We start from the raw sequence: 25211 nt of genomic DNA on the forward strand, positions 1-25211 counted from the left end.
TCAGCGTCGTTCTGCGCGGGCGCGGCCGGCAATACCGTGCCATCCATGGCCATCACCACCGGTTGGCGCGTCACCGGATACGTCGTCTGCTGGCTGCTGCTCTACGGCGGCCTCTCTTACCTGCTCGCCGGCCCCGACCCCGGCGTCACCCGCAACATCGTCGCGCACCTCGACGTGGCCGCGGCCGTCGTCGGCCTGACCGCGCTGTTCCGCCGGTACGTCGACCGGCGGCCCTGGCACGACATCGGCCTGATCCGGCCGGACCGCCGGCAGGTCGCGTGGATCGCCGGGGGCTTCGCGGCGGGCCTGGCGGTCATCGGGGCCTGGTTCGCGCTGCAGCTCGCGCTCGGCACGGCCACCGTCACCGGGTACGAGCTGACCGAACGGGGCGCCGTGGGCATGGCCGGGCTGCTGGCGGCCGGGCTGGTCTTCTACCTGACGAGCGCGACCGTGGAGGAGGTGGCCTACCGCGGGTACATCTTTCAGAACCTGCGCGAGGCCATGCCGACCGCCGGCGCCGTGCTGCTCGTCGGCGTGCTGTTCGCCGCACCGCACTTCCTGGCCGGCTCGTCCGGGCCGCTGCACCTGGCCATCGGCACGCTCGACTACGTGCTGTTCTCGACGCTGATGATCCTGGCCCGGCTGCGCAGCGGGGCGCTGTGGGCCGCGATCAGCTTCCACGCCGCCTGGAACTGGGCCCAGGACTACGTGTTCGGCACCGGGGTGGCCGGTGAGGATGATTACCACAACGCGTTGGTACACCTGCGGCTCGACGGCTCGCCGCTGCTCGTCGGCGGGCCGAACAACGCGGACACGGATGTGCTGACGATCGTGCTGGAGGTCCTGTTGCTGGTCGGCCTGTGGTCCTGGAAGCGGCGGCGGTCGTCGTGAGGCGGCTGCGCGAGCTCGCCTGGGCCCTCGCCGGGCTCCCCTGGGCGGCGGTGAGCCTGCTGCCGCTGCTGGCCATGGTGCTCGTCGGGACCCCGCTGTCCATCACCGTCATCGGGCTGCCGATCGTGGCCGCCGCGCTGTTCGGGGCGCGGGCGGCCGGGGCCGTGGACCGCTGGGCGGCCCGGCGGCTCCTCGGGGTCACCGTCGCCGCGCCGAGCCCGGGCCGGTCGGCGTCGGGCCCGATCGGCTGGATCCGGGAGCGGCTGCGCGACGCGGTGGCGTGGCGTTCGCTGCTGTACCGCCTGCTGAAACTGCCCCTCGCCGCGCTCGCCGCCGTCATCGCCCTCGCCTGCTACGGGTACGGCCTCGTCGCACTGGCCTATCCGGCCTGGTGGCGGCTCCCGCCGGTGCAGCTCGACGACGACGGCCGCGCGCACCACGGGCTCGGCCTGGCCGGCGGCGTGTACCTCGACACCTGGCCGCGCGCCCTGGCCACCAGCGCGGCCGGGCTGATCCTGCTGCTCGCCGCGCCGTGGGTGCTGCGGGCGGTCGTCGCGCCCGACGCCTGGCTGGTGCGGGCCCTGCTCGGCGGCGGCGGCGCGGGCGAGCGCATCCGCGACCTGGAGCGGACCCGGGCGCACGCCGTGGAGGACGCCGCGACCCGGCTGCGGGCGATCGAGCGGGACCTGCACGACGGCACCCAGCCGCAGCTGGTCGCCCTGGCCATGCGCCTCGACCTGGCCCGCACGATGCTGAACCAGAGCACCGAGCCGCCGGACCTGGACCGGGTGCTCACGCTCATCGACGCCGCCCACCGCGGGGCCACCGACGCCATCGGCGAGCTGCGCGACCTGGCCCAGGGCATCCACCCGCCGATCCTCGACAGCGGCCTGGAGGCGGCCCTGCAGACCGTCGCCGCCCGCAGCGCCGTGCCGGTCGAGCTGGCCGTTGACCTGCCCCGGCGGCCGTCGGCGGCGGTGGAGACCTGCCTGTACTTCTGCGCCACCGAGCTGGTGAACAACGCGGCCAAGCACAGCGGCGCCGGGCAGGTGGCGGTGACGGTGACCGGACGGTACGGGATGATCAGGCTTGTGGTCCGTGACGACGGCCGCGGCGGTGCCCGGCCCGGCGGTGGCACCGGCCTGGACGGGCTGGCCGAGCGGCTCCGCGCGTTCGACGGCCGGCTCACCGTCGACAGCCCGCCGGGCGGCCCGAGCATCCTGACCGTGGAGGTACCCGACCATGCCTGACCCGACGGGCCTGCGGGTGGCGGTCGCCGAGGACGCCGTCGTGCTGCGCGACGGGCTGGTCGAGCTGCTCGACACGTACGGTCACGAGGTCGTCGCGGCCGTCGGGGACGCGGACGCGCTGCTGGCCGCGGTGGCCGCGCACGAGCCGGACATCGCGGTGGTCGACATCCGGATGCCGCCCACCCACACCGACGAGGGGCTGCGCGCCGCCGTTACCCTGCGCCGGGACCGGCCGCAGCTCGGGGTGCTGGTCTTCTCGCAGTACATCGAGGCGCGCTGGGCCTCCGAACTGCTGGCGGTGCGGGCGGGCGGAGTCGGGTACCTGCTGAAGGAGCGCGTCACCGACGTCGGCGCGTTCATGGCCGCGCTGACCCGGATCGCGGCCGGCGAGACCGTGCTCGACCCCGAGGTGGTCAGCCAGCTGGTCGGCGCGAACCGGCAGCGCGAGACCCTGGACCGGCTCACCGCCCGGGAGCGCGAGGTGCTGGCCCTCATGGCCGAGGGCCGCTCCAACACGGCGATCGCCCAGCTGCTGCACATCGGCGAGGGGACGGTGGAGAAGCACGTCTCGGCCATCTTCGGCAAGTTCGGCCTGGCCGCCGCCGACGAAGATCACCGGCGCGTGCTGGCCGTGTTGCGCTACCTGAAGGCGTGACAGAATCGCGCAGGTGCAGATCGGGATACTTGGGCCATTCGAGGTACGCACGGCCGGCGGCGCGCTCGCCGACGTGCCCGGGGCGCGGCTGCGCGGGCTGCTCGTCGCGCTCGCGCTGCGCCCGGGCCAGGTGGTCCCGAAGGCGACGCTCGTCGACTGGATCTGGGGCGAGCAGCCGCCCGCCGACGCCGCCAACGCGTTGCAGCGCCTCGTCTCGCGGCTGCGCAAGGTCCTGCCGGACGGCTCGATCGAGGGGCACACCGACGGGTACCGGCTGACCGTTGCCCCGGACGCCGTCGACGCGGTGCGGTTCGAGCGGCTGGCCGCGCCCGGGCCGCAGCAGGACCTGCCGGCCGCCCTCGCCCTGTGGCGGGGTGCCGCCATGCAGGACGTCGGGTTGCAGGAGAGCGCCGCCTACGACGCGGCCGTCACCCGCCTCGAGGGGCTGCGCCTGAGCACCCTGGAGGACCGCTTCGAGGCCGAGACCGACGGCGCCCGGTTCGTCACCGAGCTGACCGACCTGGTCGCCGCCAACCCGATCCGGGAGCGGCTGGCCGCCGCGCTCATGCGGGCCCTGGTGGCCGCCGGGCGGGACAGCGAGGCGCTGCTGGTGTTCCAGCGCACCCGCGAGGCGCTCGCCGACGCGCTCGGCGTCGACCCGTCCCCGGAGCTGACCGCGCTGCACGCCGCGATGCTGCGCGGCGAGGTCGGCCGGCGCGAGGAGACCCGCAAGAGCAACCTGCGCTCCGAGCTGACCAGCTTCGTCGGCCGGGCCGCCGACGTGGCCGCGGTCCGCGAGCTCGTCGCCGGCAACCGGCTCACCACGCTGATCGGGCCGGGCGGGGCGGGCAAGACCCGGCTGGCCACCGAGACCGCGCGGACCCTGCTGGCCGAGCTGCCCGACGGCGCCTGGCTGGTCGAGCTGGCCGACATCGGCGCCGACGGCGACGTGGCCCGCTCGACGATGACCGTGCTCGGCCTGCGCGACGCGCTGCTCGGGCAGTCCCAGAGCGCCGATGTCACCGAGCGGCTCATCGCCGCCGTGCGCGACCGGGCGGCGCTGCTGGTGCTCGACAACTGCGAGCACCTCATCGAGCCCGCCGCGGCGTTCGCGCACCGGGTGCTCGGCGAGTGCCGGCGGCTGCGCATCCTGGCCACCAGCCGCGAGCCGCTCGGCATCACCGGCGAGGTCCTGTACCCGGTCGAGCCCCTCGCCCTGCCCGGCGGCGACGCCGACCCGGGCGAGATCGAGTCCTCGGCGGCGGTACGGCTGCTGCGGGACCGGGCCGGGGCGGTCCGCCGGCACCTCACCGTCGACGCCGCCACCCTCGCCACGATGGCCCGGGTCTGCCGCGCGCTGGACGGCATGCCGCTCGCCATCGAGCTGGCCGCGGCCCGGCTGCGCACGCTGTCCATCGAGCAGCTCGCGCAGCGCCTCGACGACCGGTTCCGGCTGCTCACCAGCGGCAGCCGGACCGCTCTGCCCCGGCACCGCACGCTGCGCGCGGTCGTCGACTGGAGCTGGGAGCTGCTCACCGACGCCGAGCGGGCGGTGCTGCGCCGGCTCGCGGTGTTCACCGGCGGGGCGAGCCTGGAGGCGGCCGAGCGGGTCTGCGCGGGCGCCGACGTCGACGCGGACCAGGTCCTGGAGCTGCTGACCTCGCTCGCCGAGAAGTCGCTGCTGCTCACCGAGGATGAGGGCGCGCCACGGTACCGCATGATCGGCACCATCCAGGAGTACGCCGGACAGCGCCTGGAGGAGGCCGGCGAGACCGACACCGCGCGCCGGTCCCACCTCGCGTACTTCACCGAGCTGGCCGAGACCGCCGAGCCGCACCTGCGCCGGGCCGAGCAGCTGGCGTGGCTGGCGATCCTCGACGCCGAGCAGGACAACATCAGCACCGCGATGCGCGGCGCGATCGCGGCCGGCGAGGCCCAGGCGGCGATGCGGCTCGCCGCCGGCGCCGGCTGGTACTGGTGGCTGGCCGGGCGCAAGGCCGAGGGCGAGGAGCTGATCGCCGCCGCGGCCGCGATGCCGGGCGAGTGCGACGACGACACCCGCGCCAACGTGTACGCGATCATGTCGATGTTCGTCACGTCCGGGCGCAGCGACGAGCAGGACGCCGCGGAGTGGATCCGGCAGGCGCACCGGTACGGCCGCGACAGCCGCAACCGGCACCCGCTGATGGGCTTCGTGGCGCCGCTGCATCGGATGCTGGAGTCCCCGGAGGCGTCCCTCGCCGAGTTCGAGGTGCTGCTCGGCGACGAGGACCCGTTCGTGCGCGCCCTGGCCCGGCTGCACCTGGGCAAGATGCGCATCGTGATCGGCCGCGGCGGGCCCGAGGCCGACGCCTACCTGGAGCAGGCCCTCGCGGAGTTCCGGGCGATCGGCGAGCGGTTCGGCATCTCGTTCGCGCTGACCGAGCTGGCCGACCGGATCGCCACCCGCGGTGAGGTCGCGGCCGCCTGTGCGCACTACGAGGAGGCCATCGCGGCCGTCGCCGAGGTCGGCGACATCGAGGACGTCATCCGGCTGCGCGCCCGCCAGGCCCGCCTGTACTGGCTGCACGGCGACGAGGCCGCCGGCACCGCCGCCCTCGCCGACGCCGAGCGCTGGACCGAGCGGGTCACCTGGCCCGACGCGCTGGCCGAGCTGGCCCTCTCCCGCGCCGAGATCGCCCGCTGGGCCGGCCGCCCCGACGAGTCCCGCCGGCACCTGGAGCAGGTCATTGTGCTGCTGGGCGCGGACGCCGAACGGCCGACGAACCGGGCCAGCACCCAGGACCTGCTCGGCTGGCTCGCCGAGGACCCCGAGGAGTCCCGCGAGCACCGGGCCGCGGCCTGGGGCGAGGCGAACAAGGCCGGGCACGCGCCGCTGGTCGCCGCCGTCCTCGTCGGGATCGCCGACCTGGCCCTGCGCCGCGGCCAGGACGAGCAGGCGGCCCGGCTGCTGGCGGCCGGGGCCGGGGTGCGCGGGCTGCAGGACGCCGCCCACCCCGACGTGGTCCGCATCGAGCGGACCGCGCGCGAGCGCCTCGGCGACCAGCGGTACGCCGAGGCGGCTCGGGAGGGTGCCCGATCGAGCTGGGACGAGCTGGTCGCGGTCACGCTCGCCGTGTGAAGGTGCGCATCGCCCAGACGTAGCCGACCAGCCCGATCCCGGCGCACCAGGCCACCGCGGCCATCGCGGTGCCGGTCGACGGGGCGCCGGTGAGCAGCCCGCGCAGGGTCTCGATGATCGGCGTGAAGGGCTGGTACTCGGCGAACTGCTTGACGCCGGGCCCCATCTTCTCCGCCGGCGAAAACGCGCTGGACAGGAACGGGAGCATGATCAGCGGTACCGTCGCCAGGCCCGCCGAGTCCGCGCTCTTCGCGGCCAGCCCCAGCGCCACCGTGATCCAGCTGGCCGCGAACGCCAGCAGCAGGACCAGCCCGGCCGCGGCCAGCCAGTCCACGGCGCTCGCGCTGGGCCGGAAGCCCATCGCGAAGGCCACGCCGACGATCACCGCGACGGCCACCACGGCCCGCAGCGTCGTCTCCACCACGTGCCCGGTGAGCACCGCGCCGCGGGAGACGTCCATGACCTTGAACCGGCTGATGATGCCCTTGGTCATGTCCGCGTTCACCGCCGTCGCGGTCGCGCCGAGCCCGTAGCTGATGGCCATCACGATCAGGCCGGGCGTCACGTAGTCGATGTACTTGACGCCCACGTTGAACGTGCCGCCGAGCACGTAGACGAACATCAGGGCCATCACGATCGGGAACAGCACGGCGTTGAAGACCGTGACCGGGTTGCGCGCGGTGTGCTTGAAGTTGCGTCGCAGCATGGTCGCCGAGTCGGCCAGAGCACTCATTTCGCCACTACCTCCGGGTTGGTGCGGCCGGTCAGGGCCAGGAAGACGTCGTCGAGGTCGGGGGTGTGCACCGAGAACTCCTCGATGCCGATGTCGTGCGCGTCGAGCCGGTCCAGCAGCGCGCGCAGCTCCCGCACGTCGCCGCCGCCGGGAACCTGCAGGACCAGGTCCTGCTCGTCGCGGGTCGAGCCGGGGAACACCGCCGCGGCGGCGGCCAGGGTCGCCGGGTCGGCGAGGCGGAGCCGCACGTGGCCGCCCGGGACCTGGCGCTTGAGCTCGGCCGGGGTGCCCTGGGCGACCAGCCGGCCGTGGTCGAGGACCGCGACCCGGTCGGCGAGCTGGTCGGCCTCCTCCAGGTACTGCGTGGTGAGGAAGATCGTCACGCCCTCGGCCACCAGCTCGCGGACGATGCCCCACATGGTGCGCCGGCTGCGCGGGTCCAGGCCCGTCGTCGGCTCGTCCAGGAAGATGATCCGCGGGCCGCCGACCAGCGTCATGGCCAGGTCGAGCTTGCGCCGCATGCCGCCGGAGTAGGTGTGCACGAGCTTCGCCGCCGCCTCGGTCAGGTCGAAGCGCTCCAGCAGCCCGTCGACGAGCTCGCCGGCCCCGCGCATCCGCTTGAGGTCGGCCATGAGCCGCAGGTTCTCCCGGCCGGTGAGCAGCTCGTCGACCGCCGCGAACTGCCCGGTCACGCCGATCGCGGCCCGGACCTGCTTGGTGTGGGTGGCGACGTCGTGCCCGGCCACCCGGACCGTGCCGGCGTCGGCCTTGAGCAGGGTGGTGAGCACGTTCACCGTCGTGGTCTTGCCCGCCCCGTTCGGCCCGAGCAGGGAGAAGACCGTCCCCGCCCGGACCTCCAGGTCGATGCCGTCGAGCACCGTCTTGTCAGCGAAGGCCTTGCGCAGCCCCGCGACCTCGATCGCCGTTGTCATGCCCAGTACTTTCGGCGGCCGCGCTGACACGGCTCCGCCACGTCACTGACACGGCCCGGCCCGCACCACCGCGCGGATGTGGGCGAGGTCCAGGGCCTCCTGATCGAAGTCGGTCAGCAGCCAGGTCGCGCCGGCATCGCGGTACCGCCGCGGATCCTGTCCTCGTGACAGTGCTACGGCGACGTCGAAGGGCCCGGGCGCGCCGATCGCCGCCACGGCCTCGGCGAGCTGATCGGGGTGGGCGAGGTTGATCGGGAAGAAGCCCTGGAACCGGGCGGCCCGGCGCAGCGGTTTGCGGCTGCCGGGGTACGCCGCCACCCACACCGGAACCGTGGGCTGCACCGGCGGCGGCCGGAAGGTGACGTCGTCGACGACGTAGTGCGCGCCGCGATGCCGGACCGGATCGCCGGACCAGGCGGCGGTGAGGATGTCCAGGGCCTCGTCGAGCATCTGCCCGCGCAGCCGGTCGTCGGTCTGCTCGCCGAAGCGGGTGAGCTCGCCGCCGTACCGGTCGCCGCCGAGCCCGACGCCGAGGGTGAGCCGGCCGCCGCTGAGCCGGTCCAGGGTCGCCGTCTCGCGCGCGACCTTGGCCGGGCGCCGGCGCGGCAGCGGCGTCACCATCGGCCCGATCCGCAGCCGCTCGGTGCCGGCGGCGATCGCGGCCAGGGTGATCCACGGGTCGGCTGTCTGTTGCACCGGGGCGTTCCAGTGCAGGTGGTCCCAGACGAAGAAGCCGTCCCAGCCGGCCTCCTCGGCCTCGGCCGCCAGCCGGACGGCGACGAGCGGGTCGGCGAACGGATCGAACAGCGGCAGCCACACGCCGTGCTTCATGAGGTGTAGCCCAGCAGTTTGTGCGCCAGCTCCGCCGGGTGCGCGAGGGACATGCAGTGCCCGGACTCGATCTCGTCGGGCTGGATGCCGAGCCGCTCCGGGACGAGCTCGCGGAACAGCGCGGGCGGGAAGCAGCGGTCGTTTATTCCGAGCACAAATCTCGTTGGTACCGCGGGCCAGTGCGGCAGGGGCCACGGCTGGTCGTACGCCGCCGGCGACGGGTGGGCGCGCTCGCGGCGCTGGGCCTCCTCGGCGAGCGCGCCGGGGACGTCGTGGAAGTAGGGGTCGTCCGGCTCCTCGGGCACGAAGTCGCGGTAGCCGACGTTGTCCCACCAGTCCGCCGGTTTCTCGCCGGGCGCCGGGACCATGCCGGCGGTCAGCACCAGCAGCCTGGAGCCGAGCCGGTCGGCGACCAGGGGCGAGGTGAACGCCCCGAACGAGTGCCCGACGACGACCGTGTCGCGCTGCTCTCCGACCGCCTGGACGGCCGTCTCGGTGTAGTCGTCGAGGTCGGCGCGGTCGTCGTCCGCGGGCAGGTCCGGTGCGACGACCTCGTGGCCGTGCTCGCGCAGGATCGGCACTACGAGGTGCCAGGCCCAGCTCGACTCTCCGGCGGCGTGGATCAGGACGAAAGTGCTCATGTCTCTCACGCTAGCCAGCTCTTTTGATGCTGAAAAGCGATTGGTTCCGATGGTGGCCATCGGTTCTGGCGATAGAGTCGGGGCATGGAACTGCGCCACCTCGCCACCATGGCCGCCGTCGTCGACGACGGGTCGTTCGGGCGCGCGGCGGCCCGGCTCGGCTACACCCAGTCGACGGTGAGCCAGCAGATCGCGGCCCTGGAGAAGGCGGCCGGCGGCGCGGTGTTCGACCGGCCGGGCGGGCCGCGGCCGGTCACGCTCACCCCGCTCGGGCGGGTCGTCCTCGCCCACGGGCGGGACCTGCTGGCGCGGGCCGAGGCCATGGCCGATGCCCTGGAGCGGTTCCGGGCGGGCGAGGGGCGCCTCGACATCGGTACCTTCCAGAGCATCTCCACCACGCTCCTGCCGCGGCTCGTCGTGGCCCTGCGCAACGAGTTCCCGGGCTGCGACATCCGCCTGTTCGAGGAGGAGGCCGACCCGCCGCGGATCGACGCCGTGGACCTGACCTTCTTCGACGGGCGGGTCGCGGGCGAGGTCGCGCACCGCAAGCTCCTCGACGACCCCTACGCGCTCGTCGCCCGCCGCGGCACCTTCCCGCCCGGCCCGGTCGCCCTCGACGCGCTGCACGGAGCGCCGATGGTGGCCTGGCCGCCGGAGTGCGACCAGCCCCGGGTGGAGGAGGCGTTCGCGCGGGCCGGGGTCCAGCCGCGGCTCGTGTTCCGCACGACGAGCAACGAGGCCGTACTGTCGATGGTGCGGGCCGGGATCGGCTCGGCGGTGCTGCCCCGGCTCGTGCTCGGCGGGCTCGACGACTCGCTGTCCGTGCATCCGCTGCGGCCCCCGTTCCCGCCGCGGGAGATCTACCTCCTGTGGCCGGCCGGGCGCACATTGTCACCCCTGGCGGCCCGGGCGGTCGCGCTTTCCGTCGAGATCACCGGTTCGCTGTCCGGTGAGATTGCTGACATGGCAACTATCTGACGGTTGGACTATCTTGGCATCCGCACGAATCGGCTCGTTCGAGAGGTCGCCATGTCGCTCCCCGTTCTGCAGATCATCGCCGCCAGCACCCGGGACGGCCGCAAGGGCATCGCCGTCGCCCGCTGGATCGAGCGGTTCGCCCAGGCCCACGGCGGGTTCGAGGTCGAGTTCGTCGACCTGGCCCAGGTGAACCTGCCGATGTTCGACGAGCCGAACCACCCGCGGCTGGGGCAGTACAAGCACCAGCACACCAAGGACTGGAGCGCCACGGTGGCGCGCGCCGACGCGTTCCTGTTCGTGACGCCGGAGTACAACTACTCCTTCCCGGCGTCGCTGAAGAACGCCCTGGACCACCTCAACGCCGAGTGGAACAACAAGGCCGTCGGGCTGGTCTCCTACGGCGGCGTGTCGGCCGGCCTGCGTGCCGCCACCGCGCTGCGCCCGGTGCTGGCCGCCCTGCGGCTGTTCCCGGCGGCCGAGGCGGTGTCGATCCCGATGTTCATGCAGAGCATCAACGAGGACGGCGAGTTCGTCGCGCCCGCCCCGGCCGAGGCGGGCGCCAAGGCGATGCTCGACGAGCTGGTCCGCCTCACCGGGGCCCTGAGCGTGCTGCGGAACGCCTGAGTTTCGGCGGTACCGTCGAAGGCATGGAAAGCGGCGTCTGGCGCGATCTCGTCGTGGCTGAGCCTCCCGGCTTCCGACCGCTGACCCTGGACCTCTTCCGGCCCGCTTCGACCGGCCCGGTGCCGGTCGTGGCCTGGATTCACGGCGGGGCCTGGCTGTTCGGCAGCAGCAAGCGCGACTCGCCGGAGCTGGTCGGGGCCCGCCTCGAGGAGCGCATCCTCGGGGCGGGCTTCGCGCTCGCCCGGATCGGCTACCGGCTCAGCGGCGAGGCCCGGTTCCCGGCGCAGCTCGACGACGTCAGGGCGGCGATCCGCTGGCTGCGCGCCACGTCGGGCGAGCTCGGCCTCGACCCGGAGCGGATCGCCGTGTGGGGCGAGTCGGCCGGCGGGCACCTGGCCGCGCTGGCCGCCCTGACCGGCGCGGGCGAGGACGCGGTGCGGTCCGCCGTGATCTGGTACGGGCCGTCCGACTTCCTCACCATGGCGGCCCAGAGCCACCCGGAGGACGCCGACCACGACGCCGCCGACTCCCCGGAGAGCCTGCTCATCGGCGGCCCGGTCCAGCGGTTCGCCCGGGAGGCGGCGGCGGCGAGCCCGATCACGTACGCCACGCCGGCCGCTCCCCCGATGCTGCTCGTACACGGCGACAACGACCGGATCGTGCCGGCCGAGCAGAGCCGCGAGCTGCACCGCGCACTGCCCAACTCGCGGCTGCACCTCGTGCCGGGCGCCGGGCACTGCTTCATCGGCGCCGACCTGGAACCCCTGGTCACCGAGGCCCTCGAGTTTCTCGCGGTCACCTTCCGCTGATCAGCGCTCCGGGCGGGCCCCCAGCGCGCCTCGGACGTGCGGCCAGTCATCGTCGAGGATGGCGCACACGACGGTGTCCCGCCACGAGCCGTCGGCGCGGCGGCGATGCTTGCCCGCCATCGTCTCAGGCGTTCGACGCGGCCGCTTCGCGGGCCACGTGGGCGATGGCGCCGCCGCCCCACTGGTCGATCGCGGGGCCGAGTTCGGCCTCGTCGGTGCCGTCGACCTCCAGGACCAGCCGGGCGCCGTGCCCCGTTCCCGCCCCGAGGCGCAGATGGACGCGGCTGCCCGGCTCGCCGTCGGCCGTGTCGAAGACGAAGGTCGTCGGGGCGTCCGCTTCCACGACCGTGCCGAGCAGCTGGTCCGGGGCCGCGAAGGGATGGAACGGCTCGCCCACCGCCGGGGCCCGCGTTCCTCCGAAGAAGATGCTCCAGGCGCGGTCGGCCGGGCAGGTGAGCTGGCGTTCGAAGCGGACGTGCCAGCCGGTCGCGTCGTGGGTCACCCGCGGGCGGTCGAGGCCGAAGCGGGTCACCAGCTCCTCGTGGCGGGCCACACCCCGGTCCGGGGCCGGCGGCTCGGTGCCGGCGAGGTCCGCGGCGAGGGCGCGCAGGCACCGCTCCCAGCCGGTGGCGAAGCTCGCCGCGCCCGGGCGATCGTCGAAGTGATGGACCAGGGTGAACCTGGTGCCGCCGGCGGCCGGCTCCAGCTCGAACTCGAAGCGCTGGTCGCCCCACAGGAACGCGAAGCGGCGGGGCGGGTCGACGGCGAGGACCTCACCCTCGGAGCCGCCGTCGCCCAGGTCACCGAAGCGGATCCGGCCGCCGGGCGTGAGGTCGAGGGTGACGCCGGTGGGGAACCAGCGGGCGAGGTGCTCGGGGGTGGTCACCGCCCGCCAGACCCGCTCGATCGGGTGATCGTAGGTGCGCACCACGCGGATGCTCGGCCGCGGGCCGTCGTCGGTGAGCTCGGGTTCGGGTGCGACGTCGGTCATGTCGGTTCGTCTCCTTCGCGCAGTTCGTCCAGGTGACGGCCCAGCAGGTCGAGACGGTCCTGCCACATCCAGCGGTACGGCTCGAGCCACTGCGCCACCTCGATCAGCGGCTCGGGGCGCAGCTCGTACCAGCGGCGCTGGGCGTCGGCACGGGCGGTGACGAAGCCGGCGTCACGCAGTACACGCAGATGCTTGGACATGATCGGCTGGCTGACACCGAGGGCGTCGGCGAGCTCGCTCACCGACTTCGGCCCGTCGCGCAGCCGCTCGATGATGTCTCGGCGCGCCGGCAGCGAGAGCACCTCAAAGATCGAGAGCACGCCTTGAACATACCCTGCGCGGTATATACCGTCAACGACTTGCACACAGATGGCGGACGGGGTCGCCTGGTTTTTGCACACGCGCTATCGTTACGGGCACGAATGGACTTCAGCGCTTACAGCGCGGTCGAGAGGCATCGGGGGGCGACGATGGGACGTGGACGGGCGAAGGCCAAGCAGACGCGGATCGCGCGGGAGCTGAAGTACTTCAGCCAGCCGACCGACTTCCACGCACTGGAACAGGAACTCAGCAGTGACCCCCGGTCCGCGGCGGAGCCCGAGGAGGACGCCGCCGCGTGGACCGATGACGCCGACCTCCCCGGGAGCGTCCGCTACTAGATCGTCAGGTCGTACTGGTACAGGTTGTACTTCGCCATGATGGCGGTCAGCTTCGTGGTGTACTGCGGGTCGGTCGCGTAACCGGCCTTGTGCATCTCGGCCACGAAGCGGTTCGGGTCGTTCTTGAACTGGAACGCGACGCCGTAGCGGGACAGCGAGGCGAGCGTGGCGCCGTGGTCGCGGAACGAGTCCGCGGCGCTGTTGTACTTGCGGAACGACGCCGAGGTCGGGAAGCACGCCCCGGCCTTGGTGCACTCGCTGGTGGCGTGGCTGGCACAGCCGATCGCGTAGGCGCCCTGCCCGTTGCACTTCATGCCGAAGAAGTTCTTGTCCACAGTGGACAGCGCGCTCTTGCCCCAGCCGGACTCCAGGATGGCCTGGGCGAGCGTCACCGACGCCGGCACCCCGTGCTCACGGCGGCTCAGCTGCGCCCCGGGCGCGGCCGCGACGATGAACTGCGCCGGCGTCATGGTCCCGTCCGGCTCCGGCAGCGCGACCACGGGCACGGGGTCGCCGGCCTGGCGGCAGTCGTCACCGTGCGAGCGGCACGAGAACATCGGCCCGTCCGCGGTCGCGGCGGAGGCCATGCCGGCCCCCACGGCCAGCGAGACGAGCGTCGCCGCGAAGACGGTGGCGAGCGTACGCCGGATGGTGGGGAACATGCGGGGCCTCCTGTCGAACGTTTGGCGGGTGACACCACCAAAGGTCGGACAGCCCCGGAACATCCCGGTGCGCCGCCGGTTGCAGCGCAGTTGCACCCACAATCAGCCGGTCACCTGATGTCGTTCAAGCGTCACGATGGGCAACAGTGACGGATGTGGCGAGCCGCTTGTTCGACATGTCACTGCGCGTGGACGCCCCCGGCCCCGGCGGGCTCGCGGTCGCCAACAACCTGCGCTTCATGGCCCGCAGCCCGCGGTACCTGCTCGGCCGCCTGGAGCGCTTCTCCGGCCGCAGCGTCGTCCCGGTCACCGGCGGCAACGGCTCGATCGTGGTCCTGCGCGGCCCGGCGGCGAGCCGGCTGCTGTTCACCGACAACGAGACCTTCCAGCGCCCGCCGGGCATCCTGACCGTCCCGCCGGGCCGCCCGTGGTCGGGCATGTTCGACGCGGTCATCACCGCCAACGGCGCCGAGCACACCAGGCGCCGCCGGCTCGTCATGCCGGCGGTACACCGGACGGCGGTGGAGCGGTACACCGAGGTCTTCGCCCGGACCTTCGCCGAGTCGAGGTTCGCCGGCGGACAGACCGCCCCTTTCGACGCGAAGGCCGAGTTCCTGCGCATCTCGAAGGCCAACCTGCTGCGCTGCCTGCTGGGCCTGGAACCGACCCCGGCGCTGACCGCGCAGGCCGACGTGATCGTCCGATTGGGCGGCGAGGCCCTCAGCCCCGGCGTGCTCGCCCTGCGCCGCGACATTCCCTTCACGCCGTACTCCCGCTGGCTGCGCCGGGTCGCCTGGGCCTACGAGCGCCTGGCCACGCTGATCGAGCGCCGCCGCACCGAGCCGCCCGCACCGGACGCGCTGTCCATCCTGTGCCACACCCGCGACGAGTCCGGCGACCACCTGACCACCGGCGAGATCGTGGGCGAACTGCACGGCTTCTTCTCGGCGGGCTTCGAGACGTCGGCGATGACGATGACCGTCGCATTGCTCGCCCTGGTGGGCAGCCCGGACCCGGCCGGAGCCGCACGCGCCGACGTCGACACCGCGACCGGCCTGGACGCGGCGGTACGCGAGGCGCAGCGGGTCATGCCGGTCGTCCCGATCACCCTCCCCCGCCACACGACGCGCGCCGTCACCGTGGCGGAGACAGAGGTTCCCGCGGGCGCGTGGACGTTCGTGTCGCCGTTGCTGGAACACCGGGACGCTTCCGTGTACCCGCAGCCGCACCGCTTCTCGCCCGCCCGCTGGACCTCGGCGCCGGGCGGGCCGTACACCTTCATGCCCTTCGGGATGGGCCCGCGGCGGTGTCTGGGCGCGGAGTTCGCCGACGCCCAGGTGCGCACGACCTTGCGGCTGATCGCCGAGCGGGGGCTGCCGTCGCTGGTGACCACGGAGATCGGCTACGACACCGTGAACGGCGTGGTGGCGGGCCCGCCGAACCCGGTCGTCGTCGACCCCGCCCGCCCGGCCACCACCCTGACCCGAATCACCGGCGGCGTGACCGCGTCTGGACCGGATAGCTGCTGCCACAGCATCATCTCGGCCACAGCGTCGTTGAACAGCCCATCCCCGGGAGATCCTGCGCCGTAGATCAGGGCGTTCCATTGCACCGCCGGCAGACGGATACGGCTCGTGACGCTGCACCGCGTCCGGATCCCGGCCCATGACAGGGTCGTCGTGGAGGAACATCGAGAACCGCCCGGAACGGTACCGTGCCGGCGAAAGCGCTCCTGACCGAAGTCACGGTCGCGCGGGCAACCCGCCGGCCCTCGGGCGGTGTCGCGCATGGCTCCTGCGTACTTTTCAGTCCGGGACCGCGCCGGACCGCGCGGGCGTCGCGGCCGGTCTGGCCGAGTTGCGGTTCATCCTGGAGCGCTTTCCGTCGACGCGGACCCGGCTGCGGTTGCGGGACGGGCGGGCGCCCTTGCAGGTGGTGGCGGGCGACGGTGCGGTACCGCTGGATGTGGCTGATGCTCCTGATGACAGCGATCCCGCCGGCGTTGCGGCGGACGTCAGCCGGCGGTTGCACGAGACGGCGTTCGACTTCGAGCGGGACTGGCCGGTCCGGATCGCCGTCGTTCGGCATCGAGGGGTGCTCACGCATCAGGTGACGGTGGTCTGTCATCTGGTGAACGACGGGTTCGGGGGGTTGCTGCTCGTTGAGGCCGTGGCCCGCTGGCACGCGTCGGGGCGGGTGGACGAGGGCGGGGCCGGTGGGATGTCGGCGTTGGAGCAGGCTCGGTGGCAGGGGTCGGAGGCGGGGCGGCGGCAGTCGGCTTCGGCGTTGCGGTACTGGGAGAAGACCCTCCGCGCCATTCCCGCGCGGCGGTTTCCAGGTCCGGTCGACGTGCGGGCGCCGCGGCACTGGCAAGGGGACTTCGTCTCGCCCGCGTTGCACCTGGCCGCGCACGGGGTGGCCCGGCGGACGGGGACCGACCGGACGACGGTGTTGTTGACCGCGTTCGCCGTGGCGCTGGCCGGCGCGACCGGAATCCATCCCGTTGTCGTGCGGGTCGTGGTTAGCAATCGGTTCCGCGGCACGCTCGCCGGAGCCGTGACGCCGATCAGTCGGCCGGCGTTGTGTGTGCTCGACGGGGAGGGGCTGGACTTCGACGATGCCGTTGTGCTGGCGGGGAAGCGGGCGCTCACGGCGTACAAACACGCCTATTACGACCCGGGCGAGCTCGATGCGCTGCGGGGGCGGATCGAGGCCGAACGGGGCGAGGAGATCGACATCGCCTGCTATTTCAACGATCGGCGGCCCCCGGCGACCGTGGACGGGGCGGTGCCGGAGGCGGACGAGATTCGGGAAGCGCTGCGCCGCACCGCGTTTCGGTGGATCGCTCGCCAGGATCGGCCCAGCGAGCGGATGTTTCTGACGATCGCCGACGAGCCGGGGACGGTACACCTCGACGTCTGTGGCGACACCGCGCACATCCCGCCCGGGGTGCTCGAGGCATGCGTGCGCGGGATGGAATCGGTGACCGTCGCGGCGGCTACCCGCCGTGCATGACGAGGGCCCGCATCAGACGACGCACGGCACGGTGTCACCGGGCGGTCACCGCCAGGTACCCGTCCTCCAGGCCGGGCTCGGCCGGTGCGGCGTCCGGGGACGGGGGCTGCGGGGCGACGATGCGGTAGCGCACGCCGTGCTCCTGCGGCAGCGCCGACACGATGGTCCCCTCGGCCGGCGGGGGGCCGTCGGTGACCAGCGACCACACCCGGCCTTCCGCGCGCCGGATCAGTTCCGCCGTGGTACCGCGGAAAATGAGCCTTCCCCGCGCCAGCACGGCCACCTCGCGGCAGGTCTGGGCGATGTCGTCGACGATGTGGGTGCTCAGCAGGACGGTGCGGCGGCCGGCGAACTGCGACAGCAGCGTCCGGAAGCGGATGCGCTCCTCGGGGTCGAGGCCCGCCGTCGGTTCGTCGACGATCAGCAGTTGCGGGTCGGCCAGCAGGGCCTGGGCGATGCCGACCCGCTGGCGCATGCCGCCCGAGAAGCCGCGCAGCCGGCGGTCGGCGTGCTCGGTCAGGGCGACCACCTCCAGCAGCTCGCCGACCCGCCGGCGGCGTGCGGTGCGGTCGTCGAGGCCCTTGAGCAGCGCCACGTAATCCAGGAACTGGCGGGCGGTCAGGTCCGGATAGACGCCGAGGTCCTGGGGCAGATAGCCGAGCTCCCGTTGTACCGCGGTGCGCCCGGCCGCCGTCGCCAGATCGTGCTCGCCCACGGTGACGCGGCCGGTGGTGGGGCGGACGATGCCGGCCAGGATCCGCATCAGCGTGGTCTTGCCGGCTCCGTTGGCACCGAGCAGGCCGAACATGCCGGTCGGCACGCTCAGGTCGAGGCCGTCCAGGGCCGGGGGGCCGGTGCGCCGGTACCGCTTGGTCAGCCCGTCGATCTCGATCCGCACGTCAGTGGCTCCTCTTGGCGCGTAGGGCGTGCCCACCGGCGAGGACGGCGGCGGACAGGGCGAGCAGCACGGCGATCGACAGCCAGGCGGTGGCCGGGGTCGGGTCGGGCCGCAGGAAGTTGAGCGCGGCGCCGGGGACGGGGCCGGCGAAGGACTGGTCGTCCTCGATGCCGTGGAAACCGAGCAGGGCCTCCATGGCGTACCCGCCGAGGGGGTGGACGAGCGTGCCGGCGAGCGTGGGCATCAGGTCGGGGCCGGCGAGATTGCCCCACAGCCAGTAGCCGACGAACAGGACCCGGAACAGCGGGGCCGGCATGACGAGCGGCACGGCGAGCGCGAACGCGGCCACGAACAGCAGGCCCGGCACGAACACCACGGCACCGGCGGCGAGGGCCCAGCCGATCGCCGCTACGCCGCCGATGCGCAGGGCGTAGGCGGCGGCGAACGCGAAGTACACGAGCAGGATCGGCGTCGCGGTGGCTCCGGCCGCGCCGAGGTATTTGCCGAGCAGCCGGGCCGCGGACGAGGACGGGGTGGCGTCGAGGATGGGCGCGACCCGCAGCCGGTCGTCGCGCACGTAACGGTCGGCTAGCAGGCAGCCGAAGCCGATGGCGAGCAGCGCCTGCAGCTGCAGGGCCAGGCCGACCACCGCGGTGCGCGCGAGCGGCGGGCGTTCGTTGGGGTCGAACAGGTCGCGCAGGAGGCTGCCGCCGATGAGCAGGAACAGGAGCACGGACAGCGCCGGGACGATCCACACCGTGCGTTTGGCCAGCTGCATCCGGAACTCGTACCGCAGGCTGGCCGTGAACGCGCCGCTCATGCGTCCTCCCCGTGGAGCAGTCGTTCGGTGCGCCCGAGGACGACGAGGGCGACGCCGATGAGCGCGGCGCCGGCGGCCAGCAGCACCAGGCGGTTGGCCATCCAGTCGGCGGGCTGCGCGCCGCGGGTGGTCGCGAACAGGTACAGCAGGCGCCCGATCCTGTTCTGTTGTGCGCCCGCGCCGAAGAACTGCTGGACGGCCCAGAGCGTGGTGACGAGCGCGCCCGCGGCGCCGGGGCTGCGGAACATGGCGGCGGCGGCGAATCCGAGCCCGCCGAGGCCGGCGGTCGGCGCGACCCAGGTGAGCTGGCCGGCGAGCACGCCGTGGTTGGCGGGCCAGCGCTCCCACCAGCCGGTGCCGATGAGCGCGGCGGCCATGACGGCGGCGACGACGGCCGCCCAGGCGAGCGCGGCCCCGGCCCGCCGCAGCAGCGTCACCCGGTACCTCGTGGGCGCCGTCAGCTGCAGCTCGACCGCCGGGTCCCGCCCGACGAGGGACGCGCACGCGACTGCGGCGGCGAGCGGGATCGCCATTTCGAGCGCGCCGAGCAGGATGCGGGCGGTGTTGCGGTCGCCGGGCACCGGATTGGCGAGCGCGGCCGCGATGCCGGCGGCGGCCGCGATCGGCGGTCCGAGCACGGCCGTCCAGCCGGCGCGGCGCACCTCGTGCCGCCAGAGCGTCAGTGGTCTCACACCGGATGGGTAGCGGGTCACCCGTTGCCGGGTTCACCGCGGAACGGCCCGATTCGACCGGCCAGGGCGACGGCGGTGCCGGCGATCGCGGCGCTGGCCGCGAGCACCGGCGCGTTGGTCGACCAGGCGGCCACGACGGCCCGGGCCGGCCACGCGGCGGCGCCGCCGGCGAGCAGGCCCTCGGCCAGGACGCGCACCGCCCACAGCCCGAGGGCGGAGCCGAGCGCGATGTCGGGCCCGAACCGGACGGCGACGAGGAGGCTCAACGCCGACAGCAGCGCCATCGGCCCCAGCCACGACCCGACGAGGGCGGCGAGCCCCGCCGAGCCGGCCGCGCCGGTGACGGCCAGGACCGCGGACGCGGCGAGGGCCAGCAGCAGGTCGTAGCCGAAGACCAGCGCGATGCGGACCAGCAGCAGCAACCGGCCGGACGTCGGGGTGGCGGCGACGAGCTCGGCCGCCGGGTCGCGCGCGGAGCGGTAGGTGCCGGCGACCCCGGCGGCCGCCACGATCGGCGCGACCAGGGCCAGCGCGGTCGTGGTGGGCTGCAGGAGCACCAGCGCGACGCCGAGCGCCATCACCAGAGCCGACGCCATCGGTACCGCCAGTCGGATCAAGCGCGCCTCGGCCAGCACCAGATCGGCGAGGTTGGTCCGGCGGGGTCGGCGCGCCGGACCGTCCAGGGTGCTGCGGGTCAGCACCGTGCGCACCAGTCGCGCCGGGTCGGGCGGTGGCCCCGGTGGGGCCGCGGCGGCGGCGATCGCGCGCCAGGAGCCGAGTTCGGCGCGGCAGCGGGCGCAGCCGGACAGGTGGGCCTCGACGCGGGCGCGGTCGGCGGGGGCGAGGGAGCCGGCGGCGTACCCCGGCAGCAAGTCCCTCATTCGGGCACCTCCTGGGCGATGAGTGCGGCGGCGAGGGCGGCCCGGGCGTGGTGCAGGCGGCTCTTCACCGTGCCCAGCGGGACGGCCAGGATGTCGGCCACGTCGGCGAGGGGCAGGCCGGCCACGAAGACCAGGGCGATCACGTCGCGGTGGTGGCCGGGCAGCCGGTCGATCGCCGCCGCCACCGGCGTGCCGCCCGCCGCCGCGATGGCCAGCTCCTCCGGGCCGGGGCCGCGATCGGGGCCGTCCGGGAGCTCCGCGGCCACCGGGTCGGCGCGGCCGCGCAGGCGGTTGTGGGCCTGGCGCCGGGCCACGCCGAAGAGCCAGGTGGTCACCTTTGCGCGGCCCTCGTACGCACCGGCTGAGCGCCAGACCGCCAGCATGGTGTCCTGCAGGATCTCCTCGGCGGTCATCCGGTCGCCGGCCAGGCGGTGGAGGTAGCCGTGGAGCGGTCCGGCATGTCGCTCGTACAGCTCGGCGAGCGCGGCCGCGTCGCCGCGGGCCACCCGCCGCAGCAGTTCGTCGTCGCCGGCCGGCATCCGTGCACCTCCCCGATGATGGGTAGCAGGGAACGCCCGCGATGGTTCACCCGGCAACGCGTTTCCGGGGCCGGCCGGTGGAGATATCAACATGTATGAGTGTGCGGGCGGAGCGGAGGCCGCGCGTGGTGGGGTTCGCGCTCGTGGGGCTCGCCGTCGTGCTCGGGTTCGGGTATCTGGCCTGGTCGGACTGGAGCAACGACCGGGCGTTGCGGGAGCGCGGGGCCGAGGCCGACGCGCGGGTCGTCGCGGCCGGGAAGCGGACCACGGTCGAATTCAGCACCGCCGACGGGCGGCGGGTGCGGGCGCTGATCGGGCAGGGCGGCTCGCCCCGGGACCGGCGCCCGGCGGTGGGCGACGAGATCCGCGTGGTCTACGACCCGCGGCACCCCGAGGCCGACGTGCGCGACACCCGGGTCACGCCGAACCATCGCATCGCGTACCTCATGACCGCCACCGCGCTCGTCGGGGCGGGCGCGGTGGCGGTGGCCGTCGTCGCGGAGGCGCGCAGACGCGTCAGCTGACGTGCTTGAGGGCCCACTCCAGGGCGTGGTCGGCGACCTGCTCCCAGCCCGGCTCGGCGCAGGTCCAGTGCGAGCGGCCGGGGAACTCGTGGTACTCCGTGATCGTGCCCTCGCCCTTGTAGTGCTGGGCGTTCGACCTGTTCACCGACGGCGGCATGATGTGGTCGGCGCCGCCCGCGATGAACAGCAGCGGGGCGCGGCCGGGGTTGCTGAAGTCGACCCAGGTCTCCTGCTTGCCGGGCTTGAAGTTCGCGATCAGGCCGTACGTCCAGACCCAGCTGCCGGGCGCGGGGATCGCGTACCGGTCGTAGGCGGCCCGCGCGTCCTCCTCGGACAGCGTGTTGGTGAACGCGTAGTGGAACTGCGCGGGCGTGAAGCCGGCGGCCTGGTGGCGCTTGGCCGGGTTGTTGAGGATCGGGAACAGCGAACGGATCTGCGACGGCGGCGTGACCCGGATGCCCTCGGGCGGGGCGGAGTCGATGACGACACCGGCGGTACCGTGGCCGCGGTCCAGCAACAGCTGCGTCAGGGTGCCGCCGAACGAGTGGCCCATGATGATCGGCCGCTCCGGCAGCGCCGTGATGATCTTCTCCAGGTGGGCCACCGTCTCCGGGACCGTGGCGGTGGCGATCGGCGTCGGGTCGGCCCGCAGCGCCTCCACCTCGACCTCGAAGCCGGGATAGGCGGGCGCTATCACGGTGTGGCCCTTGGCCTCGTAGTGCTCGACCCAGTGCTCCCAGCTGCGCGGGGTCACCCACAGGCCGTGGACGAGAACGATCGTGCTCATGCGTCGGACTCCTTCGGAAGATGACGGCGCACCCATTCGCTGGGGGCCAGGCCGTAGGCGGCGCGGAACCGGCGGGCGAAGTGGCGCGGGTCGGTGAAGCCCCAGCGCCGGGCGACCACCGCGATCAGGGTGCGGTGAGCGGCCCGGCCGGCCAGTTCGCGCCGGGCGCCCTCGAGCCGCCGGGTGATGATCGCCTCGGCCGGGGTCTCGGCTTCGGCGGCGAAGAGCTTGTAGAGGTACCGCGGCGAAATCCCGAACTCGAGGGCGATCCGCGACGGGGTGAGTCGCGGGTCGTGGAGGTTGGCGTCGATGTGCGCGAGCACGACGGCGCGCATCGACTCGGCGGGGCCGGCCCGGGCGTGCGGGTCGTCCGGCGCGATCGCCGCGATCGTGGCCCGGACCAGGTCGATCATGCCGATGCCGAGCATGCTCAGCGCGGGGCCGGGCGGTGTGCGCCGGGCGATGCCGGGGAGATCGCGCAAATGCTGCAGGGTCAGCTCGTACAGCGGGCTTTGGCGCATCCGCGGCACCGCCCGTCGCACGAGGTCCACGGGCAGGCCGAGGTCGGTGTAGTCGGCCAGGAACCCGACGGCGGCGTTGGCGGTGTCCCAGCGCATCTCGTACGGTGAGGTGAGGTCCAGCAGCTGCAGCTCGTCCTCGCGCAGCAGGCCGTGGCCGAGATGGGCGGCCTTGCCGGTGCCGCGCACGTTGTACCCCAGCGAGATCCGCTCCGGCGCCTCGACCTTGAGGTGCCGGGCGGAGCGGCGCATGTGCAGCGCGCCGGTGGTGACGGTGTTCACGAGGTTGACGCCGGCGCTGAACTGCCAGCCCTCGATCACCGAGCGGGCGCCGGACCCGACGGTCACCGCGGTCGGCACGGACGTCGAGGTGAGCGCGGCGATGATCGCCTCGGCCGAGTCGGCGGGCGCGAGGCTGCGGGTGTCGACCAGGACCGTCATGGCACTCGCAACGGCAGCCAGTGCAGCCGCTCACCGAGCCCGCCGGGCGCGCCGGCGAAGGCCCGCTCGACGGCCGCGCGCCCCTCGCGGAAGTGCTCCCACCCCTCGTAGTGCACCGGGATGATGGTCCGCGGGTTCACGAGCGCGCACAGTTCGACGGCCTTCTCTGCTGTCATCGTGTACCGCAAGGGCCCGCTGATCGGGAACCGCACGCCCCCGAGGTGCAGCAGGACCGTGTCGACGGTGAGCCGGCGCGGCAGTTCGCGCAGCGCCGGGCACAGGACCGTGTCACCGGTCATCCACAGCACCCCGTGCTCCTGGCCGTCCCAGGCGAGCGCGAACCCGACGACGGGCCCGACGATCGGCTCGCTGAGCGGCGGCCCGTGCCGCGCCGGGGTGGCGGTGACGGTGATCGGCGGCCGGCCCGGCGCTTCGAGCACGGTCTGCTCCCACGGTCGCAGCCCCCGCACGTCCTGTGCGGTTCCGGCCTTGGTGAGGCGCCGGGCGGCCTTTGCGGTCGTGATCACGGTCGGCACGCTCGCGAGCAGTTCGCGGCCCCGGTCGTCGAGGTTGTCGGCGTGCTGGTCGTGGCTGAGCAGCACCACGTCGACCGGCCCGAGTTCCTTCGGGTCGAGCGCGGGTCCGGCTGTTTTGCGGGATCCGGTGCCCCAGCCGAACGAGTACCGCCGCCCGGGCGGATCGAACGTCGGATCGGTCAGGATGCGCCAGGCCCCGGCCTCGACGAGCGCGGTCGGGCCGCCGATGTGCGTCACGCGTACGTTGTCCAACGCCGTTGGTCCTCACCGTGCGGTCACGCGTCCCCGGGCGGCGCGGTGCCGCAGCGCGACTGTAGCCATCCGGGAGCGTCCCGCAGTGGGTCCCAGCGTGCAACCCTCGGTCCGAACGTGCACCGGCCCCTGTTCCCGCGGCCGGCCGAGCTCTACCGTGACCGGCATGGCGCTGCTGCTCGACACGTCCACGCTGCCGCAGGAGCAGCGCACGGACGCGGTCCGGGCCGCCCTGGGCGCGCAGCTGCCCCCGGCCGGCGTCTGGATCGCCGAGCCCGGCCAGGCCCGCATCAGCCTGTGGCAGCTGGGCCCGGGCGTGCGACTCCTACATTCGGTGGCGGGCCCGCACCGCCTGACGGTGACCGCCAGTCATCTGCGCGCGAGCGTCCCGGAGCGCATCTCACTGGGCCTGCCGGTGAGCGGCGCGGTCCGCATGCGCCACCGCGACCTGCCGTTCAGCGACCGCATCGGCGAGCTGCAGCTGGCCGATCTGACCTCGCCGTACGATTTCCTGGTCGCGGAGCCGTCGGTGGTCGAGGCGGTGCTGGTGGACTACAGCCGCCTGGGCCTGCCGGTGGCCGCGGTCCGCGATGCGGTGCCCCGCCTGACCGCCAGCCCCATGTACGAACTGTTGCGCCGCCATCTGCTGCAGCTGCCGGGGGTGCTCGACAAGGTGCCGCCGGGCGCGGCGGTCCAGCTGCTGGGCTCCTCGACGGTCGAGCTGATCCGCGCCCTGATCGCGTCGGCGGCGGAGCCGGACGGCCCATGGCCGCGCGACGCTTCGGCCGGGACCCTGTTCACCCGGCTGACCGCGTTCATCGCCCGCCACCAGCGTGACCGGGACCTGAGCGCGGCCCGGCTGGCGGCGGAGCACGGGGTGTCGGTCCGGGCGGTGTACGCGTCCTTCGCCGAGCGCGGCGAGCAGCTCTCGGAGTTCGTGATGCGGGGCCGGTTGCACGGGGCGCACCGTGAACTCGCCGACCGTCCGGGGGCGACGGTGGCTGCGGTCGCGGAGGGCTGGGGCTTCGCGAACGCCCGCCACTTCGCGCGCCGCTTCCGCGCCGAGTTCGGCCTGAGCCCCGCCGACTGGCGCGCCACGGCGTCGCGGGATTAGTGCTCGCTGCACGCCCGCTTCTCTCTCGATTGCCGGACCAGCGCCCTGCTCCACCCTGCCGCACACGGCCATGCGGGGCCAGCATGCTCGCCCGGCACGCGGCCCGACCACGTGCGGCCGCGCGGGAACAGCCTGTAACGCACGGCCCGAACGCGCGCGGCCGTGCACAGTCACGCGCCGCGCGGCCCGATGGCGCGCGGCCGTGCACGATCTCCCGGCGCGCGGCCCGAGTACGCGGCCGGACGGTGGAAGGCGTGCACCATCACCCCGAACCTCCCGCAACAGCCCGCGATCGCGTGCGGTCGCCAGCCGCACGGCCCGATAGCGCGCGGCCGTGCACGCACGCCCGCCGCGCGTCCCGACGGCACGCGATGGTATGCGGCCGGCGCGTGATCGCCCGGCCCACGCCCTGCCACG

General features: G+C 73.8%; 27 protein-coding genes. 12 read left to right on the forward strand and 15 right to left on the reverse strand.

The window, feature by feature from the left end; translation table 11 throughout:
* Window positions 1-45 precede the first annotated feature (45 nt).
* From ACQP00_RS30835 to ACQP00_RS30850, 4 genes are read left to right on the forward strand one after another with little or no spacing between them, the layout of a single operon-like run.
* Complete coding sequence (locus tag ACQP00_RS30835; RefSeq protein WP_433201610.1) at window positions 46-891, forward strand: lysostaphin resistance A-like protein; 846 nt, start codon at window positions 46-48, stop codon at window positions 889-891.
* Window positions 861-2141: a sensor histidine kinase gene (locus ACQP00_RS30840; RefSeq protein WP_433201613.1), complete on the forward strand. Its 1281-nt coding sequence runs from the start codon at window positions 861-863 to the stop codon at window positions 2139-2141. The genes ACQP00_RS30835 and ACQP00_RS30840 overlap by 31 nt, the downstream gene beginning before the upstream one ends.
* Window positions 2142-2151: 10 nt before the next feature.
* Window positions 2152-2796, forward strand: coding sequence for a response regulator (locus ACQP00_RS30845; RefSeq protein ID WP_433224052.1), 645 nt, complete (start codon window positions 2152-2154; stop codon window positions 2794-2796).
* 13 nt (window positions 2797-2809) lie between these two features.
* Window positions 2810-5917 carry a BTAD domain-containing putative transcriptional regulator gene (locus ACQP00_RS30850; RefSeq protein ID WP_433201616.1) on the forward strand — a complete coding sequence of 1036 codons (3108 nt, stop codon included), beginning with the start codon at window positions 2810-2812 and terminating at the stop codon, window positions 5915-5917.
* On the opposite strand, the gene ACQP00_RS30855 is transcribed toward ACQP00_RS30850, so the two are convergent.
* The 4 genes from ACQP00_RS30855 to ACQP00_RS30870 are packed head-to-tail and all read right to left on the reverse strand — an operon-like array spanning window position 5901 to window position 9054.
* Entirely contained in the window at window positions 5901-6650 is a 750-nt protein-coding gene (locus ACQP00_RS30855) for an ABC transporter permease (protein WP_433201619.1), read from the reverse strand. The genes ACQP00_RS30850 and ACQP00_RS30855 overlap by 17 nt on opposite strands.
* A complete protein-coding gene (locus ACQP00_RS30860; protein WP_433201622.1) occupies window positions 6647-7582 on the reverse strand; it encodes an ATP-binding cassette domain-containing protein in 936 nt (311 codons plus the stop codon). Before ACQP00_RS30860 ends, ACQP00_RS30855 begins: the two co-directional genes overlap by 4 nt.
* A 42-nt stretch (window positions 7583-7624) precedes the next feature.
* On the reverse strand, window positions 7625-8413 hold the full coding sequence (locus tag ACQP00_RS30865; RefSeq protein ID WP_433201625.1) for an LLM class flavin-dependent oxidoreductase: 789 nt from the start codon (window positions 8411-8413) through the stop codon (window positions 7625-7627).
* On the reverse strand, window positions 8410-9054 hold the full coding sequence (locus ACQP00_RS30870) for an alpha/beta fold hydrolase (RefSeq protein ID WP_433201628.1): 645 nt from the start codon (window positions 9052-9054) through the stop codon (window positions 8410-8412). The genes ACQP00_RS30865 and ACQP00_RS30870 overlap by 4 nt, the downstream gene beginning before the upstream one ends.
* An 84-nt stretch (window positions 9055-9138) precedes the next feature.
* Between ACQP00_RS30870 and ACQP00_RS30875 the strand changes: the two genes are divergently transcribed.
* Genes ACQP00_RS30875 through ACQP00_RS30885 form a run of 3 tightly spaced genes read left to right on the forward strand, consistent with a single transcriptional unit; the run spans window position 9139 to window position 11465 of the window.
* Window positions 9139-10032, forward strand: coding sequence for a LysR family transcriptional regulator (locus ACQP00_RS30875; protein WP_433201631.1), 894 nt, complete (start codon window positions 9139-9141; stop codon window positions 10030-10032).
* A 51-nt stretch (window positions 10033-10083) separates the two neighbouring features.
* Window positions 10084-10656 carry an NADPH-dependent FMN reductase gene (locus ACQP00_RS30880; RefSeq protein WP_433201634.1) on the forward strand — a complete coding sequence of 191 codons (573 nt, stop codon included), beginning with the start codon at window positions 10084-10086 and terminating at the stop codon, window positions 10654-10656.
* Window positions 10657-10679: 23 nt separating this feature from the next.
* Window positions 10680-11465, forward strand: a complete 786-nt coding sequence (locus ACQP00_RS30885) for an alpha/beta fold hydrolase (RefSeq protein WP_433201637.1) — start codon at window positions 10680-10682, stop codon at window positions 11463-11465.
* A gap of 124 nt (window positions 11466-11589) precedes the next feature.
* Here ACQP00_RS30885 and ACQP00_RS30890 read toward each other — a convergent pair whose 3' ends face one another.
* Window positions 11590-12456 (reverse strand): SRPBCC family protein, encoded by an 867-nt coding sequence (locus ACQP00_RS30890; protein ID WP_433201640.1) that lies wholly within the window; start codon window positions 12454-12456, stop codon window positions 11590-11592.
* On the reverse strand, window positions 12453-12776 hold the full coding sequence (locus tag ACQP00_RS30895) for an ArsR/SmtB family transcription factor (RefSeq protein WP_433201643.1): 324 nt from the start codon (window positions 12774-12776) through the stop codon (window positions 12453-12455). The genes ACQP00_RS30890 and ACQP00_RS30895 overlap by 4 nt, the downstream gene beginning before the upstream one ends.
* A 150-nt stretch (window positions 12777-12926) precedes the next feature.
* Between ACQP00_RS30895 and ACQP00_RS30900 the strand changes: the two genes are divergently transcribed.
* Window positions 12927-13115 carry a DUF3073 domain-containing protein gene (locus tag ACQP00_RS30900; RefSeq protein WP_433201646.1) on the forward strand — a complete coding sequence of 63 codons (189 nt, stop codon included), beginning with the start codon at window positions 12927-12929 and terminating at the stop codon, window positions 13113-13115.
* On the opposite strand, the gene gsmA is transcribed toward ACQP00_RS30900, so the two are convergent.
* A complete protein-coding gene (gsmA, locus tag ACQP00_RS30905; RefSeq protein WP_433201649.1) occupies window positions 13112-13777 on the reverse strand; it encodes a sporangiospore maturation cell wall hydrolase GsmA in 666 nt (221 codons plus the stop codon). The two genes, ACQP00_RS30900 and gsmA, sit on opposite strands and share 4 nt — an antisense overlap.
* A 155-nt stretch (window positions 13778-13932) precedes the next feature.
* Here gsmA and ACQP00_RS30910 point away from each other — a divergent pair, with 155 nt between their 5' ends.
* Window positions 13933-15369: a cytochrome P450 gene (locus ACQP00_RS30910; protein WP_433201651.1), complete on the forward strand. Its 1437-nt coding sequence runs from the start codon at window positions 13933-13935 to the stop codon at window positions 15367-15369.
* Between the two features lie 265 nt (window positions 15370-15634).
* Complete coding sequence (locus tag ACQP00_RS30915; RefSeq protein ID WP_433201654.1) at window positions 15635-16792, forward strand: condensation domain-containing protein; 1158 nt, start codon at window positions 15635-15637, stop codon at window positions 16790-16792.
* A 34-nt stretch (window positions 16793-16826) separates the two neighbouring features.
* On the opposite strand, the gene ACQP00_RS30920 is transcribed toward ACQP00_RS30915, so the two are convergent.
* The 5 genes from ACQP00_RS30920 to ACQP00_RS30940 are packed head-to-tail and all read right to left on the reverse strand — an operon-like array spanning window position 16827 to window position 20622.
* Window positions 16827-17690, reverse strand: a complete 864-nt coding sequence (locus tag ACQP00_RS30920; protein WP_433201657.1) for an ABC transporter ATP-binding protein — start codon at window positions 17688-17690, stop codon at window positions 16827-16829.
* Between the two features lies 1 nt (window position 17691).
* The gene (locus tag ACQP00_RS30925) at window positions 17692-18510 is read right to left on the reverse strand and encodes a hypothetical protein (RefSeq protein WP_433201660.1); all 819 of its coding nucleotides are present in this window, start codon (window positions 18508-18510) and stop codon (window positions 17692-17694) included.
* Window positions 18507-19202, reverse strand: coding sequence for a hypothetical protein (locus ACQP00_RS30930; protein ID WP_433201663.1), 696 nt, complete (start codon window positions 19200-19202; stop codon window positions 18507-18509). The genes ACQP00_RS30925 and ACQP00_RS30930 overlap by 4 nt, the downstream gene beginning before the upstream one ends.
* A gap of 17 nt (window positions 19203-19219) precedes the next feature.
* Window positions 19220-20083 (reverse strand): zf-HC2 domain-containing protein, encoded by an 864-nt coding sequence (locus ACQP00_RS30935; protein WP_433201666.1) that lies wholly within the window; start codon window positions 20081-20083, stop codon window positions 19220-19222.
* On the reverse strand, window positions 20080-20622 hold the full coding sequence (locus ACQP00_RS30940) for an RNA polymerase sigma factor (protein ID WP_433201669.1): 543 nt from the start codon (window positions 20620-20622) through the stop codon (window positions 20080-20082). The genes ACQP00_RS30935 and ACQP00_RS30940 overlap by 4 nt, the downstream gene beginning before the upstream one ends.
* Before the next feature lie 125 nt (window positions 20623-20747).
* On the opposite strand from ACQP00_RS30940, the gene ACQP00_RS30945 reads away from it, so the two are divergent.
* Window positions 20748-21146 (forward strand): hypothetical protein, encoded by a 399-nt coding sequence (locus tag ACQP00_RS30945; RefSeq protein WP_433201672.1) that lies wholly within the window; start codon window positions 20748-20750, stop codon window positions 21144-21146.
* Here ACQP00_RS30945 and ACQP00_RS30950 read toward each other — a convergent pair.
* From ACQP00_RS30950 to ACQP00_RS30960, 3 genes are read right to left on the reverse strand one after another with little or no spacing between them, the layout of a single operon-like run.
* Window positions 21139-21933: an alpha/beta hydrolase gene (locus tag ACQP00_RS30950; protein ID WP_433201675.1), complete on the reverse strand. Its 795-nt coding sequence runs from the start codon at window positions 21931-21933 to the stop codon at window positions 21139-21141. The genes ACQP00_RS30945 and ACQP00_RS30950 overlap by 8 nt on opposite strands.
* The gene (locus tag ACQP00_RS30955; protein ID WP_433201678.1) at window positions 21930-22892 is read right to left on the reverse strand and encodes a helix-turn-helix domain-containing protein; all 963 of its coding nucleotides are present in this window, start codon (window positions 22890-22892) and stop codon (window positions 21930-21932) included. The genes ACQP00_RS30950 and ACQP00_RS30955 overlap by 4 nt, the downstream gene beginning before the upstream one ends.
* Entirely contained in the window at window positions 22889-23680 is a 792-nt protein-coding gene (locus ACQP00_RS30960) for an MBL fold metallo-hydrolase (RefSeq protein ID WP_433201681.1), read from the reverse strand. Before ACQP00_RS30960 ends, ACQP00_RS30955 begins: the two co-directional genes overlap by 4 nt.
* 166 nt (window positions 23681-23846) lie before the next feature.
* On the opposite strand from ACQP00_RS30960, the gene ACQP00_RS30965 reads away from it, so the two are divergent.
* Window positions 23847-24794, forward strand: a complete 948-nt coding sequence (locus ACQP00_RS30965; RefSeq protein WP_433201684.1) for a helix-turn-helix domain-containing protein — start codon at window positions 23847-23849, stop codon at window positions 24792-24794.
* The last annotated feature ends 417 nt before the right edge of the window (window positions 24795-25211 follow it).

This window comes from Dactylosporangium sp. CS-047395 (genome assembly GCF_050942185.1).
Taxonomy (GTDB): Bacteria; Actinomycetota; Actinomycetes; order Mycobacteriales; family Micromonosporaceae; genus Dactylosporangium.

Coding starts and splice junctions, on each gene's coding strand:
- ACQP00_RS30940 (WP_433201669.1), bottom strand. CDS start 20,622: ATGCCGGCCGGCGACGACGAACTGCTGCGGCGGGTGGCCCGCGGCGAC.
- ACQP00_RS30885 (WP_433201637.1), top strand. CDS start 10,680: ATGGAAAGCGGCGTCTGGCGCGATCTCGTCGTGGCTGAGCCTCCCGGC.
- gsmA (WP_433201649.1), bottom strand. CDS start 13,777: ATGTTCCCCACCATCCGGCGTACGCTCGCCACCGTCTTCGCGGCGACG.
- ACQP00_RS30875 (WP_433201631.1), top strand. CDS start 9,139: ATGGAACTGCGCCACCTCGCCACCATGGCCGCCGTCGTCGACGACGGG.
- ACQP00_RS30925 (WP_433201660.1), bottom strand. CDS start 18,510: ATGAGCGGCGCGTTCACGGCCAGCCTGCGGTACGAGTTCCGGATGCAG.
- ACQP00_RS30855 (WP_433201619.1), bottom strand. CDS start 6,650: ATGAGTGCTCTGGCCGACTCGGCGACCATGCTGCGACGCAACTTCAAG.
- ACQP00_RS30950 (WP_433201675.1), bottom strand. CDS start 21,933: ATGAGCACGATCGTTCTCGTCCACGGCCTGTGGGTGACCCCGCGCAGC.
- ACQP00_RS30965 (WP_433201684.1), top strand. CDS start 23,847: ATGGCGCTGCTGCTCGACACGTCCACGCTGCCGCAGGAGCAGCGCACG.
- ACQP00_RS30900 (WP_433201646.1), top strand. CDS start 12,927: ATGGGACGTGGACGGGCGAAGGCCAAGCAGACGCGGATCGCGCGGGAG.
- ACQP00_RS30955 (WP_433201678.1), bottom strand. CDS start 22,892: ATGACGGTCCTGGTCGACACCCGCAGCCTCGCGCCCGCCGACTCGGCC.
- ACQP00_RS30860 (WP_433201622.1), bottom strand. CDS start 7,582: ATGACAACGGCGATCGAGGTCGCGGGGCTGCGCAAGGCCTTCGCTGAC.
- ACQP00_RS30835 (WP_433201610.1), top strand. CDS start 46: ATGGCCATCACCACCGGTTGGCGCGTCACCGGATACGTCGTCTGCTGG.
- ACQP00_RS30935 (WP_433201666.1), bottom strand. CDS start 20,083: ATGAGGGACTTGCTGCCGGGGTACGCCGCCGGCTCCCTCGCCCCCGCC.
- ACQP00_RS30865 (WP_433201625.1), bottom strand. CDS start 8,413: ATGAAGCACGGCGTGTGGCTGCCGCTGTTCGATCCGTTCGCCGACCCG.
- ACQP00_RS30890 (WP_433201640.1), bottom strand. CDS start 12,456: ATGACCGACGTCGCACCCGAACCCGAGCTCACCGACGACGGCCCGCGG.
- ACQP00_RS30880 (WP_433201634.1), top strand. CDS start 10,084: ATGTCGCTCCCCGTTCTGCAGATCATCGCCGCCAGCACCCGGGACGGC.
- ACQP00_RS30870 (WP_433201628.1), bottom strand. CDS start 9,054: ATGAGCACTTTCGTCCTGATCCACGCCGCCGGAGAGTCGAGCTGGGCC.